The 14,783-nt window shown below is 67.8% G+C and carries 11 protein-coding genes; 6 read left to right on the top strand and 5 right to left on the bottom strand.

The genetic code is table 11. The features are described 5' to 3' along the window. Positions 1-6: 6 nt before the first annotated feature. From treZ to ABQF13_RS19290, 4 genes are read right to left on the bottom strand one after another with little or no spacing between them, the layout of a single operon-like run. On the bottom strand, positions 7-1,770 hold the full coding sequence (gene treZ / locus ABQF13_RS19275) for a malto-oligosyltrehalose trehalohydrolase (RefSeq protein ID WP_448394384.1): 1,764 nt from the start codon (positions 1,768-1,770) through the stop codon (positions 7-9). Then, a complete protein-coding gene (treY, locus tag ABQF13_RS19280; protein WP_448394385.1) occupies positions 1,763-4,048 on the bottom strand; it encodes a malto-oligosyltrehalose synthase in 2,286 nt (761 codons plus the stop codon). The genes treZ and treY overlap by 8 nt, the downstream gene beginning before the upstream one ends. A 3-nt stretch (positions 4,049-4,051) precedes the next feature. Next, the gene (glgX, locus tag ABQF13_RS19285; protein WP_448394386.1) at positions 4,052-6,199 is read right to left on the bottom strand and encodes a glycogen debranching protein GlgX; all 2,148 of its coding nucleotides are present in this window, start codon (positions 6,197-6,199) and stop codon (positions 4,052-4,054) included. Then, complete coding sequence (locus ABQF13_RS19290) at positions 6,199-8,376, bottom strand: acetyltransferase SucT (RefSeq protein ID WP_448394387.1); 2,178 nt, start codon at positions 8,374-8,376, stop codon at positions 6,199-6,201. Before ABQF13_RS19290 ends, glgX begins: the two co-directional genes overlap by 1 nt. A 23-nt stretch (positions 8,377-8,399) precedes the next feature. Here ABQF13_RS19290 and ABQF13_RS19295 point away from each other — a divergent pair, with 23 nt between their 5' ends. From ABQF13_RS19295 to ABQF13_RS19315, 5 genes are all read left to right on the top strand, one after another. After that, positions 8,400-9,692, top strand: coding sequence for an adenosylmethionine--8-amino-7-oxononanoate transaminase (locus ABQF13_RS19295; protein WP_448394388.1), 1,293 nt, complete (start codon positions 8,400-8,402; stop codon positions 9,690-9,692). Positions 9,693-9,769: 77 nt separating this feature from the next. Continuing rightward, positions 9,770-10,918 carry an 8-amino-7-oxononanoate synthase gene (locus ABQF13_RS19300; protein ID WP_448394389.1) on the top strand — a complete coding sequence of 383 codons (1,149 nt, stop codon included), beginning with the start codon at positions 9,770-9,772 and terminating at the stop codon, positions 10,916-10,918. Further along, positions 10,915-11,583 carry a dethiobiotin synthase gene (gene bioD, locus ABQF13_RS19305; protein WP_448394390.1) on the top strand — a complete coding sequence of 223 codons (669 nt, stop codon included), beginning with the start codon at positions 10,915-10,917 and terminating at the stop codon, positions 11,581-11,583. The genes ABQF13_RS19300 and bioD overlap by 4 nt, the downstream gene beginning before the upstream one ends. A 2-nt stretch (positions 11,584-11,585) precedes the next feature. After that, positions 11,586-12,092, top strand: a complete 507-nt coding sequence (locus ABQF13_RS19310; protein WP_448394391.1) for a 2'-5' RNA ligase family protein — start codon at positions 11,586-11,588, stop codon at positions 12,090-12,092. An 87-nt stretch (positions 12,093-12,179) separates the two neighbouring features. Further along, positions 12,180-13,037 carry a PDDEXK-like endonuclease domain-containing protein gene (locus tag ABQF13_RS19315; RefSeq protein ID WP_448394392.1) on the top strand — a complete coding sequence of 286 codons (858 nt, stop codon included), beginning with the start codon at positions 12,180-12,182 and terminating at the stop codon, positions 13,035-13,037. Between the two features lie 6 nt (positions 13,038-13,043). Here ABQF13_RS19315 and ABQF13_RS19320 read toward each other — a convergent pair whose 3' ends face one another. Further along, positions 13,044-13,634 (bottom strand): TetR/AcrR family transcriptional regulator, encoded by a 591-nt coding sequence (locus tag ABQF13_RS19320; protein ID WP_448394393.1) that lies wholly within the window; start codon positions 13,632-13,634, stop codon positions 13,044-13,046. 145 nt (positions 13,635-13,779) lie between these two features. Here ABQF13_RS19320 and bioB point away from each other — a divergent pair, with 145 nt between their 5' ends. Then, positions 13,780-14,775 (top strand): biotin synthase BioB, encoded by a 996-nt coding sequence (bioB, locus tag ABQF13_RS19325; RefSeq protein ID WP_448394394.1) that lies wholly within the window; start codon positions 13,780-13,782, stop codon positions 14,773-14,775. Positions 14,776-14,783: the final 8 nt, after the last annotated feature.

A 14,783-nucleotide genomic window follows, 5' to 3' on the forward strand; every position in this document is an offset into this window, starting at 1 on the left:
CGCCAATCAGTTATCCACAGGGTCGTCGCCTGTGGACAGCGACTTGACAACCACGAACGAATGACCCGGCAGCCGGGTGGCTTCCGCGCCGACCGTCGGATCGTCCGAGGCCAGCACCACCTCGCCGGTGACCGGGACGTCGACGGCTTCGATGCCGAGATTGCACGCCACCGCGAACGCGCCGCGGTGCATCACGATCCACCGCTGCGCCTCGTCGTACTCGATCCGCAGGTGGTCCAGCCACGGGTCGGTGAAATCGGAGTGGTTGTCACGCAACGCGATCAGCTGCCGGTAGAGGTCGAGCAGCCGGGCATGGTCGCCGTCGTCGACTTCGTCCCAGTTGAGTTTGGACCGCAGAAACGTCCCGGGGTCCTGCGGGTCGGGGATCTCGTCGGCGTTCCAGCCGTGCTCGGCGAACTCGCGTTTGCGCCCCTCGGCGGTGGCCCTGGCCAACTCCGGCTCCGGATGGGAGCTGAAGAACTGAAACGGCGACGACGAACCCCATTCCTCGCCCATGAACATCATTGCCGTGTAGGGGGATCCGAGTACCAGCGCCGCCTTGACCGCGAGTTGGCCGGTCGTCAGGTTCTGCGACGGTCGGTCACCGACCGCCCGGTTGCCCACCTGGTCGTGGGTCAGCGTGTAGGCCAGCAGTCGGGTCGCCGGAATTGTCGACGTGTCCAACGGCCGGCCGTGGCGGCGGTGCCGGAACGAGGAGTAGGTCCCCGCGTGGAAGTAGCCGTTCTTCAGTGTGGCAGCCAGCGCGTCCAGCGATCCGAAATCGCCGTAGTAGCCCTGACGTTCACCTGATACCGCGGCGTGGATGGCGTGATGGATGTCGTCGTCCCACTGGGCGGTCATCCCGTAGCCGCCGCGGTCACGCGGCGTGATCAGCCGCGGGTCGTTGAGGTCGCTTTCGGCGATCAGCGACAGTGGGCGACCCAACTCCGCTGCCAGCGCGTCGGTTTCGGCGGACAGTTCCTCGAGGATGTGGATGGCGGTGGTGTCCACCAGCGCATGCACGGCGTCCAAGCGCAGCCCGTCAGCGTGGAAGTCCCGCATCCACCGCAGCGCGCAGTCGAGGATGTAGCGGCGCACTTCGTCGGCGTCGGGGCCGGAGATGTTGATGGACTCGCCCCACGGGTTGCTGCCCGACGACAGGTAGGGCCCGAACCGCGGCAGGTAATTCCCGGACGGACCGAGGTGGTTGAAGACGGCGTCGATCAGCACGCCCAGGCCGCGCGCGTGGCAGGCGTCGATGAGGCGGACCAGCCCGTCGGGTCCGCCGTACGGTTCGTGCACCGCGTACCACAGCACACCGTCGTAGCCCCACCCGTGTGTCCCGCCGAACGCGTTCACCGGCATCAACTCGACGAAGTCGACCCCCAGGTCGACCAGGTAGTCCAGTTTTTCGATCGCGGCGTCGAACGTGCCCTCGCCAGTGAAGGTGCCGACGTGCAGCTCGTAGATCACCTGACCCTCGATCGAGCGGCCCGTCCACCCGTCGTCCGTCCACACCGACGGATCCGGCTGCCACAGTTGCGATCTGTCGTGCACACCGTCCGGTTGGCGGGCGGAGCGCGGGTCGGGCAGCACGGTGTCGTCGAAACCAGCACCGTCGTCGAGAACGAAGCCGTAGCGGGCGTCCGGGCGGGCGGTCACCTCGGCACGCCACCAGCCGTCGTCGCCGCGGTCCATGTCGTAGCGGGTGCCGTCGACGTCGAGACGGACCCGCTCGGGCACCGGCGCCCAGACCGCGAACTCAACCATCGATCTGCTCCAGCAAGGCCACCGGCAGGTCGGCGAACAGCTCAGCGGCCAACACGTCGCCACGGTGCCGGACACCCGAGAGCCGGTCTGCCCACATCCCCGCTGGCAGCGTCAATGACGTGTCGCCCCAGCCGGTTTCGGACAGTCGCACGGAGTGGCGGGTCACTGCGGTCAGCACGTCACAACCGCGCAGGAAGCCCAACAGGTGCTCGGCGGCGGGTCCGTCGGCCAGCATCGGACGGTAGCCGCCCTCAGAAAACGTATCCGGGCGCTCCCGCCGCAGCGCCAGCGCCGCCGCCACCACCCGCAGCTTCGGATGTCGCATCGCGTGCAACGCGTCGCGGCGCACCGAATAGTCGACGGGCCTGCGGTTGTCGGGGTCGACGAGGCTGTCCTCCCACAGTTCGGTGCCCTGGTAGACGTCGGGAACACCGGGCACAGTGAGGCCCAGTAGCTTCTGGCCCAGCGCGTCGCTGTGCGCGTGCGCGTCGAGGCGGGCCACCAGCGACGTCATCTCGGACGCCACCGGCCCGTCGAACACCGCGTCGAGCCACGCGTGCACCGTGGACTCGAAGTCGCTGTCGGGATCGTTCCAGGTGGTGTGCACCGCGGCTTCGCGGATTGCCTTCTCGGCGTAGCCGTGCACTCGCTGCCGCAGGGTGTCGGTGATGTCCCCGTCGGCTGGCCATACGCCGAACAGGTTCTGCCACAGGAAAAGACCGGTGGCCGCATCCGGCGGCGGGGTGGACAGGCCCCATTTGCCGGTCAGCTCCGCCCACAGCGCAGGGACCTGGGACAGCACCCCGATCCTGGCGCGCACATCCTCACCGCGTTTGGTGTCGTGGGTGGTCAGACCGACCATCGCGGCCGGCCATATCCGCGCACGCACCGCCGCCCGTTGATGAAACTCCGCGACGCTGACCCCGAACAGGTGCGGTTCCGAGCCGACCTCGTTGAGCGAGACCAACCGCGCGTCGCGGTAGAACAGGCAGTCCTCCATGGACTTCGCCGTCGCGGCACCGCACAGCTGCTGTAACCGGACGTCGACTTCCGGGCGCGCAGCCAACGCCGCAGCGACCAGCGCTAGCGGGGCCGCCAGATCCGGTCGCACGGTAGCGGTTTGGGCGAACGCGATGGGCAGCACTGCCGACAACGACCGGTAATCGGATCGGTAGACGCCGACGCGGCTGAGCAACGCAGCGATCGCCGCGGGCAGATCGTCGTGGTCGGCGCCGGTGGCGGCCACGACGGTGCGGCGCAACCGGGCCAGCTCGCTGGCCAGGGTCTCGGTCACGGCCTCGGACTTGAGGTTTCGGGCCAGCTCCGGCATCGAGCTGTAGGGCACGCCGGCGGAGTCGAACAGGTTGGTCAGCGGCTGCTCACCGCCGGAATCGAGGAACACACCACCGATTTCGCGCATCACGTCGTATCCGGTGGTGCCTGCGATCGGCAGCGTCGGTTCCAGCGGCTCGTCGGGCGCCAGGATCTTCTCGACGACGATCCACGCATCCGGTCCGGTGAGCTCACGCAACCACGCCAGGTATCCCGTGGGGTCCGACAGCCCGTCGGGGTGGTCGATGCGCACCCCGTCGACCAGGCCCGCGTCGAACCAGCGTTTGACCTCGACATGGGTGGCGTCGAACACCGCCCGGTCCTCCTGACGGAGTCCGGCCAGTGAGGTGATCGAGAAGAAGCGGCGGTAGCCGCAGATGCCGTTTCGCCACCCGATGAGACGGTAGTGCTGCCGCTCATGGACTTCGGCGCCCGATCCGTCACCGGTCCCGGGGGCGATCGGGTACACCAGATCGCCGAGGCGCAGCACGTCACCGTCGACCTGCAGATCAACGACGTCGTCGTCGGAACCCAGCACCGGAAGCACGACCCGCCCGTCGCCTAGCTCCCAGTCGATATCGAAGAACGAGCTGTACGCGGAATCACGGCCGTTTTTGAGCACATCCCACCACCACGGGTTCTGCTCGGGCCGCTCGACGCCGACGTGGTTGGGCACGATGTCAACGATCAGCCCCATGCCGCGTGCCCGCGCCGCCTGCGACAGCCGCGCCAACCCCTGCGGTCCGCCCAACGCCGCCGACACCGTCGTGGGGTCGGTGACGTCGTAGCCGTGGCTGGACCCCTCGGCGGCCGTCAGGATCGGCGACAGGTACAGGTGTGAAACACCCAGCGACGCAAGGTAATCGAGCTGAGCTTCGGCGTCGGCGAAGGTGAAGCAGTCGCCGCGCATCTGCAGCCGATACGTCGAAAGCACCCGGGACGGCATACGCTAGGCGGTCTTACGCATCACCAGCAGGGACCGCGCCTGCAGGGAGATCTTCTCGCCCGCTCCGACCACCAGATCGCTGGCGCCGGTGGGATGCGCGGTGTCCAGCGCGGCGCTCCACTGAGCGGCGTAGTACCCCGTCGGTGCGACGAAGTCCTGCGGTTGGTCGTAGGCGTTGAAACACAGCAGAAACGAATCGTCGACCACACGTTGACCGCGCGCATCCGGTGTCGTGATGGCATCCCCGTTGAGGAACACCGCGACGCATTTGCCGAGACCGTGCTCCCAGTCCTCCAGCGTCATCTCCTCACCCGCGGGGGTCAGCCACGCGATGTCGCGGACCTGGTCGCCGGAGCGGATCGGCTTACCTTCGAAGAACCGTCGCCTGCGGAACACCGGGTGGTCGGTGCGCAACTGCACGACCTTGCGGGTGAACTCCAGTAGGTCGGCGTTTCTCTCGCACAACGACCAGTCCATCCACGAGATTTCGGAGTCCTGGCAGTAGACGTTGTTGTTGCCGCCTTGGCTGCGGCCGACCTCGTCGCCGTGCGAGATCATCGGTGTGCCCTGCGACACCATCAGCGTGCCCATGATGTTGCGCATCTGCCTGGCGCGCAGCGCCAGGATGTCGGGGTCGTCGGTCGGGCCCTCCACACCGCAGTTCCACGACCGGTTGTGGCTCTCGCCGTCGCGGTTGTCCTCGCCGTTGGCCTCGTTGTGCTTCTCGTTGTAGGACACCAGATCAGCCAGCGTGAACCCGTCGTGGCAAGTGACGAAGTTGATGCTGGCGCTCGGGCGCCTGCCGGTCTCCTCATAGAGGTCCGACGATCCGGTCAGCCGCGAGGCGAACTCACCCAGGGTTGCGGGCTCGCCCCGCCAGTAGTCACGCACAGTGTCGCGATACTTCCCGTTCCACTCGGTCCACAAACCTGGGAAGTTGCCCACCTGGTAGCCGCCCTCGCCGACGTCCCACGGTTCGGCGATCAGCTTGACCTGGCTGACCACCGGATCCTGTTGCACCAAGTCGAAAAACGCGCTCAGGCGGTCGACGTCGTAGAACTCCCGGGCCAGGCTGGCGGCCAGGTCGAAACGGAAGCCGTCGACGTGCATCTCCAGCACCCAGTAGCGCAGCGAGTCCATGATCAACTGCAGCGTGTGCGGGTTGCGGGCGTTGAGGCTGTTGCCGGTGCCGGTGAAGTCCTTGTAGAACCTCAGGTCGTCGTCATCGAGGCGGTAGTAAGCGGTGTTGTCGATGCCCCGGAAGTTCAGCGTGGGGCCCAGGTGGTTGCCTTCGGCCGTGTGGTTGTAGACCACGTCGAGGATGACCTCGATCCCGGCTTCGTGAAACGCGCGGACCATGGCCTTGAACTCGGCGACCGCGCCGCCGGCATGTTTGTTCGCTGCGTATTCGTAGTGCGGGGCGAAGAAGCCGAACGTGTTGTAGCCCCAATAGTTTCGCAGACCCAAGTCGATCAGCCGGTGATCGTGGAGGAACTGGTGCACGGGCATCAGCTCGATCGCGGTGACGTTGAGCGACTTGAGGTGGTCGATGATGACCGGATGCGCCAGGCCGGCGTAGGTGCCGCGCAGCTCCTCGGGAATGCCGGGATGGGTCTGGGTCATGCCCTTGACATGCGCCTCATAGATCACCGTCTCGTGGTACGGGGTACGTGGTGCGCGATCCGACGCCCAATCGAAGTAGGGGTTGATCACCACGCTGGTCATGGTGTGGCCCAGGGAGTCGACCTGCGGAGGCACGCCGCCGGACGCCGGGTCCTCGGCGTCGAGGTCATAGGAGTACAGCGCCTGCGAGAAGGCGAAGTTGCCGTGGAAGGACTTGCCGTACGGGTCCAGCAGCAGCTTGCTCGGATCGCAGCGGTGGCCTGCCGCGGGGTCCCACGGCCCGTGCACCCGATAGCCGTAGCGCTGCCCCGGCACGACGGTGGGCAGGTAGCAGTGCCACACGTAGCCGTCGACTTCGTCGAGTGCGATGCGCTGTTCGGTGCCGTCCTTGGCGATCAGACACAGTTCGACCTTCTCGGCCACTTCCGAGAACAGCGAGAAGTTCGTACCGCCACCGTCGTAGGTGGCGCCCAACGGGTAAGGCGCACCGGGCCATACGGTCAATACCGGTGCGCGTCCTGATGTCATCAATCAACCCACCAGCCGGTGGCGGCGGCCATCTGACGACCGAGTTCGGCCGTCATCGTGCGCATGTAGGTGCTGGAGATGTGGTGCGCGTCGTGGTAGACGAGCACATTGCCTTCCACCACGCGGCAGATGTCCTTGCGGCACACCGCATCGCTCATGTCCAGCGGGCGCAGGTTCGGGAATCGCGCGAGGTAGTTGCGCGTGGGGTTGCGCGACGACAGCACGTCGGACCGTTTGATCCCGCACGACGTGGCGTCGCCGCCGTTGGCGATGCAGTCGGCGGCCAGATACGGCTTGTTGTTGCGCACCAGCCAGGGGGTGTCCCGCATAGCCAGCACGGGAATACCGTTGTCGGCGAACGCCTGCCAGATGCCGAGATAGAAGCTCGGCATCACGTCACCGGGTTTGATGTTCCACGGCCGGGTGGATGTGGTGAATACGTAGTCGGGCCGATCGGCGATGAGCTGCGGCAGCACCCGCTCATTCCATTGGCGACATTTCGGGTACGGCCGGTTGTTGCCCATCACCCTCGGCATCTTCTCGGTGCTCAACGGGCAACCCATCTTCAGATAGGTGACGACCTTGAAATGGTGCAGGCGGCCGAGCAGGTCGAGGGCGGTGATCCAGTGCTCGGCGTGCGATCCGCCGGCCAGCGCGATGGTGCGGATGGCGTCTTTGTCGCCGTAGGTGCAGTTGATGATGTCGACGTCGTCGAAGTCGCTGATGCAGCCGTCGGTGGTGGTCTGCGGGATGTCGTTCTTGGCCTCCAGCACCGTCGGGCGCATCGGCAGCTTGGGCACCCGAACCTTCTCGACCAGCGCGCGGGCACCGGGATAATCGCGTGACGAAAGACCGGCCAGCTCTTTGCCGCTCGCGCGTTCGACGATGATGTGCTCCCGCCACGTGAACGATGTCGCGGTCAACGCGACCCCCAGCAGCGCGACCATCGAGCCCAGCACCATCGTCGGCCGTCGCAGCCGGATCCGCAGCGGCACCACAGGCGCCGACGACGCCTGAGCGCGGTAACGCAGCGGGTTCTCCACGTACTTGGTGGTCAGCCAGGCCAGCACACAGGAGACCAGCAGCACGCCGGCACCCTCGAGGAAGCCGGCACTGTTGTGCCCGGTGTAGGCCAGCCAGAAGATCAGCAGCGGCCAGTGCCACAGGTACAGCGAGTACGCCATCGATCCGAGCGAGACGAACGGCGCCGACGCCAGCAACCGGTTGGGCGCGGGCATCCGGCCACCGGTGTGTGGATCGGCCGCCCGGTTCGCCGCCGACAGGATCAGCAGGACCGTCGCGCCCACCGGCACCAGCGCCCACGGGCCGGGGAACTCGTTGACCCCGTCGATCAGCGCGCCGCAGGACAGGATCGCGGCCAATGCCACCACCGCGACCGTCGTGCGCAACCACATCGGCCAGCGCACGTAGGGCACCAGCGCGCCGACCAACGCACCGAGCAGCAATTCCCACGCCCGCGCGAAGCTGTTGTAGTAGGCGGCCGACTGATCGGCGTTGTGGGCGAAGATCGCGTAAACGAACGACGCGACGGTCAGCGCGGTCAGCAGCGCGACGAACACGGCCCGCATATGCCGCCCGAGGATGCGACGGAACAGGTACGCGAACCCGAAGATCAGGATCAAAAACGCGATGTAGAACTGGCCCTGCACCGACATCGACCAGATGTGCTGCAGCGGGCTGACGGCTTCACCGGCGCGTAGGTAGTCCGCCGCGGAGGTGGCCAACTCCCAGTTCTGGTAGTAGCCGAGGCTGGCCAGGCTCTGGGAAGCGAAGGCTTCCCAACGGGTTTCGGGTTGGATGAGGATCGTCAGCACTGCCGACGCCGCGAGCACCACCACCATCGCCGGCAGCAACCGCCGCACCAGCCGCGTCACCTCCGGCACCGGCGACAGCGACGCCCCCGGTTTCATCGCCGCGCGCAGCAGCTTTCCGCCGAAGAAGAATCCCGACAGCGCAAGAAACACGTCCACGCCGCCGGAGACCCGCCCGAACCACACGTGAAAGACCGCGACCAGAAGGATCGCGATGCCACGCAGACCGTCGAGGTCGTGCCGGTAGAACCCCGATGCGCGCGCACTCGTGTTCGCCGTATTGGCGCGCGAGGACTGTCCCGGTCCGGTGGCAGACGCCGGCCGGGGAGGGGCGAGGGTCATCATGGTTGACCGATAATCTACCTAAGGTGCCGAAAATGACGCCTGCCGAGATCATCGCGGTCGACGCCGCGCACGTCTGGCATCCGTACAGCAGGATCGGTGCGGGCGCACAGGCTCCGGTCGTCGCCGTCGGCGCGCGCGGCGCCTGGTTGACGCTGCACCACCGCGGCCGCGACGTCGAGGTGCTCGACGCGATGGCGTCGTGGTGGACCGCCGTCCACGGCCACGGTCACCCGGTGCTGGACGCGGCGATCACCGAGCAGCTCGCCACCATGAACCACGTCATGTTCGGCGGGCTGACCCACGAACCCGCCGCGCGGCTCGCCCAGCTGCTGGTCGAGCTGACACCCGACGGGCTGGACACCGTGTTCTTCAGCGACTCCGGGTCGGTGTCGGTGGAGGTGGCGGCGAAGATGGCGCTGCAGTATTGGCGCAGCATGGGCCGCGCTGCCAAGCACCGGCTGATGACCTGGCGTGGCGGATATCACGGCGACACCTTCACGCCGATGAGCGTCTGCGACCCCGACGGCGGCATGCACCAGCTGTGGACCGATGTGCTCACCCGGCAGGTGTTCGCGCCGCAGGTGCCGTCGGACTACGACCCCGCCTACAGCGAGGTGTTCGAGAAGCAGCTTGCGGGCCACGCCGATGAACTGGCGGCCGTCATCGTCGAACCCGTGGTCCAGGGCGCGGGCGGCATGCGATTCCATGACCCGCGCTATCTGAGCGACCTTCGCGAGATGTGCCGTCGCCACCACGTGCTGTTGATCTTCGACGAGATCGCCACCGGCTTCGGCCGCACCGGCGAACTGTTCGCCGCCGACCACGCTGGGATCACCCCCGACATCATGTGCGTCGGCAAGGCGCTGACGGGCGGTTACATCACGCTGGCGGCCACGCTGTGCACCCGCGAAGTGGCGCAGACGATCGGCGGCTCCGAACCCGGCGCGCTGATGCACGGCCCGACGTTCATGGCCAACGCGCTGGCGTGCGCGGTCGGGGTGGCGTCGGTGGAACTTCTCCGCGACGACGACTGGCGGGCGCGCGTGGGCGCCATCGAGGACGGCCTGCGTTCGGGGCTGGCGCCCGCCGCGACGCTGCCCGGCGTCGCCGACGTCAGGGTGCTGGGCGCGATCGGCGTCATCGAGATGGAAAGCCCCGTGGATCTGGAGGTGGCCACGCCCGTCGCGATCGAGCACGGGGTGTGGCTGCGTCCGTTTCGCAACCTCATCTACGTCATGCCGCCCTACATTTGCACGCCCGAGGAGATCGCCAAGATCTGCTCGGCGATGCTCGCCGTCGTCCGTGCACTAACCTGAACGGTGTTCAACTGTCGGCTCGCCGACGTGTTCAACTGTCGGCTCGCCGACGTGTTCAAGTCCCGGGAGGTGCTCAAGTGACGCGCGCACGTCTATCCCCGCTGGCGTGGCTCGGCGACGTCGAGCAGCAGCGCCGCGAGGCCGGGCTGCGGCGGTCGCTGCGCACCCGAGCACCCGTCGGCACCGAGCTGGACCTGGCGTCCAACGACTACCTCGGCCTGTCCCAGCACCCCGACGTGATCGACGGCGGGGTGGCCGCGCTGCGCACCTGGGGCGCCGGATCCACGGGCTCGCGGCTGGTCACCGGCAACACCGAACTGCACGAAGGCTTCGAGCAGGCGCTCGCCGACTTCGTCGGTGCCGAATCGGCCCTGGTGTTCTCCTCGGGCTACACCGCCAACATCGGCGCGGTGGTCTCGCTGTCCGGTGCCGGGTCGCTGGTGGTGCCCGACGCCCTGACGCATGCCTCGTTGGTCGACGCCTGCCGGCTCTCCCGTGCCCGGGTGGCGGTCACCCCGCACCGCGACGTGGACGCGGTGAAGGCGGCGCTGGCCGGCCGCGACGAGGAGCGCGCGGTGGTGGTCACCGATTCGGTGTTCTCCGCAGACGGTGCGCTGGCCCCGCTGCGGGCGCTGCACGACGTCTGCCGGCGGCACGGGGCGCTGCTGATCGTCGACGAGGCGCACGGGCTGGGGGTGCGCGGCACCGGCGGACGCGGGCTACTGCACGAGGTCGGGTTGGCCGGTGCGCCCGACATCGTGATGACGACGACGCTGTCGAAGGCCCTCGGCAGCCAGGGCGGGGTGGTGCTCGGACCCGCCGCGGTGCGCGACCATCTCATCGACGCGGCGCGGCCGTTCATCTTCGACACCGGCCTGGCGCCCGCGGCCGTCGGGGCGGCGTGGGCGGCGCTGAACGTGTTGATCGCCGAGCCGCAGCGCGCCGACGACGTGCTCGCCCACGCGCAGACGCTGGCGTCGGTGTGCGGCGTGCCGACGCCACCGGACTCGGCCGTGGTGTCGGTGGTCCTCGGTGAGCCGGAAGTGGCGTTGGCCGCCGCGGTGGCATGTCTGGACCGCGGGGTGCGGGTCGGTTGTTTTCGCCCGCCGACGGTGCCCGCGGGCACCTCGCGGCTGCGACTGACGGCCCGGGCGTCGCTCACCGAGCACGAGATGGCGTTGGCGCGTGCGGTTTTGGCCGACGTGCTCGGACAAGCGCGCCGGTGAGCACGCTCGTCATCACCGGGACCGACACCGGCGTCGGAAAGACGGTGGCGACCGCGGCGCTGGCGTGTTCGGCGCGGTTGGCCGGGATCGACGTGGCGGTGTGCAAACCCGTGCAGACCGGAAGCCCCCGCGACGACGACCTCGCCGACGTGGGCCGGCTGTCCGGGGTGACCGCGCTGCACGGCGAGTGGCGTTATCCGGAACCGTTGGCACCGCGCGCGGCCGCACAGCGGGCGGCCATGGCGCTGCCCAGCCGCGCGGAACTCTTGGCGTCGGTGCGCGGTGTCGGTGCGCAGTTGGTGCTCGTGGAAGGGGCAGGTGGCCTGCTCGTCGAACTGGGGGACGACGGAGTCACGTTGCGCGACGTGGCGGCAGATCTCGGCGCGCAGGTGCTCGTCGTCGTCGCTGCCGGGATCGGTACCCTCAACCACACCGCGTTGACCCTGGAAGCCCTTGCTGCCCAAAGTATTTCATGTGCCGGTCTGGTGATCGGCGCGTGGCCGCCAGATCCCGGTACCGCCGAGGAGGGCAACCGAAAGGCGCTGGCGGGGCTGGCGCCGCTGCGCGGTGTGCTGCGCTCTGGCGCGGGGACGATGAGCGCGTCGCAGTTCGAGACCATGAGCGCGAACGCTTTCGACGCCGACTGGGTCAACAGCCTGGTGTAGCCATGGTGCATTCCGTTGAGCTGGTGTTCGACCCTGACACCGAGGCGACGATCCGCGGCATCTGGGATCAACTGCGCGACGCCGACATTCCCAGCCAGGCGCCAGCGAGCAGACCGCACGCGACGCTGGTCGTCGCCGAGCGCATCGATCCTGAGGTCGACGCCCTGTTGGCGCCGGTGGCCGCGCGGCTGCCGATGCCGGTGCGGATCGGCGCACCGTTGCTGTTCGGGCGAGCGAAGCTGATCCTGACCCGTCTGCTCGTTCCCACCGTCGGGCTGCTCGAGATGCACGCCGAGGTGTACCAACTGGCGCTACCGCATGCACACCCCGCGCCGATGGCCAACTCGCTTCCTGGGCGGTGGACCCCGCACACGACGTTGGCGCGGCGGGTGGTGCCTGCCCAGATCGGTCGCGCGGTGCGGATCGCGGGGAAACCCGCCGAGACCGAGGGCACCATCGTCGGACTGCGCCGCTGGGTCGGCGAGACCAAGCGCGAATTCGCGATCTGAGGAGTCTCAGCCGCGGTGAGCGCGGGTGCCGCTCCACAAATCACAGCGAATGGAACCGGGTGAGGGTTCGGCGCGTCCATTCATAGTGTGCTGGATGAATATCTGCGCCGGCAGGACGGCGTCATCACGCTGGCTCAGGCCAAACGATGCGGGCTGAGTCAAGATGCCGTCGATCGACGCATCAGGTCCGGTCGCTGGCTTCGGTGCTCCCAAGGCGTCTACTTCGCAGACGACCGGCCGTTCACCGACGCCGCACGCGTCCGGGCGGGCGTGTGGGGTTACGGTGCTCAGGCGACCGCGAGCGGCCTCGCAGCGGCGTGGGTGCACAGCCTCACGCGGTTCGCCCCTACCATCGTCGAGGTCACCGTCCCCAGAACTGCGCGCTTGCGGCGGCGGCCAGGAACTAGGCTGCGCAGGCGCGACCTGGACGAGTCCGATGTTGTCGAGTTGAACCGGCTGCGGGTGACCGCGATCGCCCTGACCGTGGTGGAAGCCGCCGTTCGACGACGTGATGGCGCCAAATTGATGGATGCGGCATTGCAGCGACACACCGATCTGCGTGCGCTGTGGTCGGCGCACCTTCGCAACAAAGGCCGCCACGGCTCGCCTGCAGCGAGAACGCTCCTGCAGGCGGCTTCGGACGGGGCGCGCTCAGAGGCCGAGCGGCTGTTGGTCAAACTGCTGCGAGCGGCTGGAATAACGGGATGGGAGACGAATTACCCCGCCGCCGGTTACAAGATCGACGTGGCGTTCCCGGTGCAGAAGGTGGCCGTCGAAGTCGACGGGTTGGCTTTTCACAGCGACACAGACGACTTTCACAACGATCGCAAACGCCAAAATGCCCTTGCGTTACGGCACTGGCAGGTGCTGCGGTTCACCTGGCTGGACCTCACCGCGTATCCGCACCGGGTGATCGCGGAGATCAAGTCCGCCCTGGCGATTTGAGGAGTCTCAGCCGCGGTGAGCGCGGGTGCCGCTCCACACATCGCTGTGGCGGTGAGACGCGATACCGTTCAGCAGCAGGCGCAACCCGAACGCAAAGCGTGCGTCGGCGTCGTCGCTCAGCACCGACTGTTCGTCGGGCACCTCGGCGCCTGCGGCGTCCCACTGCAACCGCGACTGTTCGTCGACGGTGAAGCCCAGCACGTAGTAGACGACCGTGCGAGCGGCCAGGTCGGCGTGCGTGCCGTCCAGGCCGGCTTGGGCCGCCGCGGCGGCGAGCGACGCCAGAACTTGCTTCATCGCCTCCGACTGACCCGCGGCGAAACTGGCCGACACCAACTCGGCACCGTCGGTATGCGACAGCAGGGCATTCCGCAGCCGGGTGCATACATCGACGAAGTCCACGGCAGCGGAAAGCCCGTCGAGGATCCCGTCGGATACCGCGCCCAGCAGTTCCTGCTTGTTCGCGAAATGCCAGTACAGCGCGCCGGGGGAGACCTCGAGCTCGCGGGCCAGCCGGCGCATCGTCAGGTCGGCGAGCCCGTAGTTGTCCAGTAGGGCGGCCGCGGCCGCCACCACGTCGCGTTTGGTCAGCTGCACGCCCGTACCCTAACCTGAACAGCGTTCAATTATCGGCTCGCCGACGTGTCCAATTATCGGCTCGCCGACGTGTCCAATTATCGGCTCGCCGACGTGTTCAATTGTCGGCTCGCCGACGTGTTCAAGAAGCAGGAGGAGCCCACCGGTGAACGACATTCTGGTTCAGGCGCGCGAACAGGTGCTCGAGCGCGGCGAAGGCCTCGACCAGGACCAGACGTTGCAGGTGCTGCAGCTTCCCGACGACCGGCTCGACGACCTGCTAGCCCTGGCCCACGACGTGCGGATGCGCTGGTGCGGACCCGACGTCGAGGTCGAGGGCATCATCAGCCTCAAGACCGGCGGCTGCCCGGAGGACTGCCACTTCTGTTCGCAGTCAGGACTTTTCGCGTCACCGGTGCGCAGCGCGTGGCTGGATGTGCCGAGCCTGGTGGAGGCGGCCAAGCAGACCGCCAAGACCGGTGCGACGGAGTTCTGCATCGTGGCCGCGGTGCGCGGTCCCGACGAGCGGTTGCTGGCTCAGGTCGCGGCGGGTATCGAGGCGATCCGCAACGAGGTCGACATCCAGATCGCCTGCTCGCTGGGCATGCTCACCAAGGACCAGGTCGATCAGCTCGCCGAGATGGGCGTGCACCGCTACAACCACAACCTCGAGACCGCCCGGTCGCACTTTCCCAACGTCGTCACCACCCACACTTGGGAAGAGCGGTGGGACACGCTGCAGATGGTGCACGACGCCGGCATGGAGGTCTGCTGCGGCGGCATCCTCGGCATGGGCGAAACCCTCGAGCAGCGCGCCGAGTTCGCCGCCAACCTCGCCGAACTCGACCCGCACGAGGTGCCGCTGAACTTCCTCAACCCACGGCCGGGCACCCCGTTTGGAGATCTGGACGTGCTGCCCGTGTCGGAGGCGCTCAAGGCCGTCGCCGCGTTCCGGCTCGCGCTGCCGCGCACCATGCTGCGTTTCGCGGGGGGCCGCGAGATCACGCTGGGCGATCTGGGCGCCAAGAAGGGCATCCTCGGCGGCATCAACGCCGTCATCGTCGGCAATTACCTGACCACGTTGGGCCGCCCGGCCGAGTCCGACCTGGAACTGCTCGACGATCTGCAGATGCCGATCAAGGCGCTCAACGCCACCCTGTAAGACTTCTT

It is taken from the genome of Mycolicibacterium sp. XJ879 (assembly GCF_053483935.1).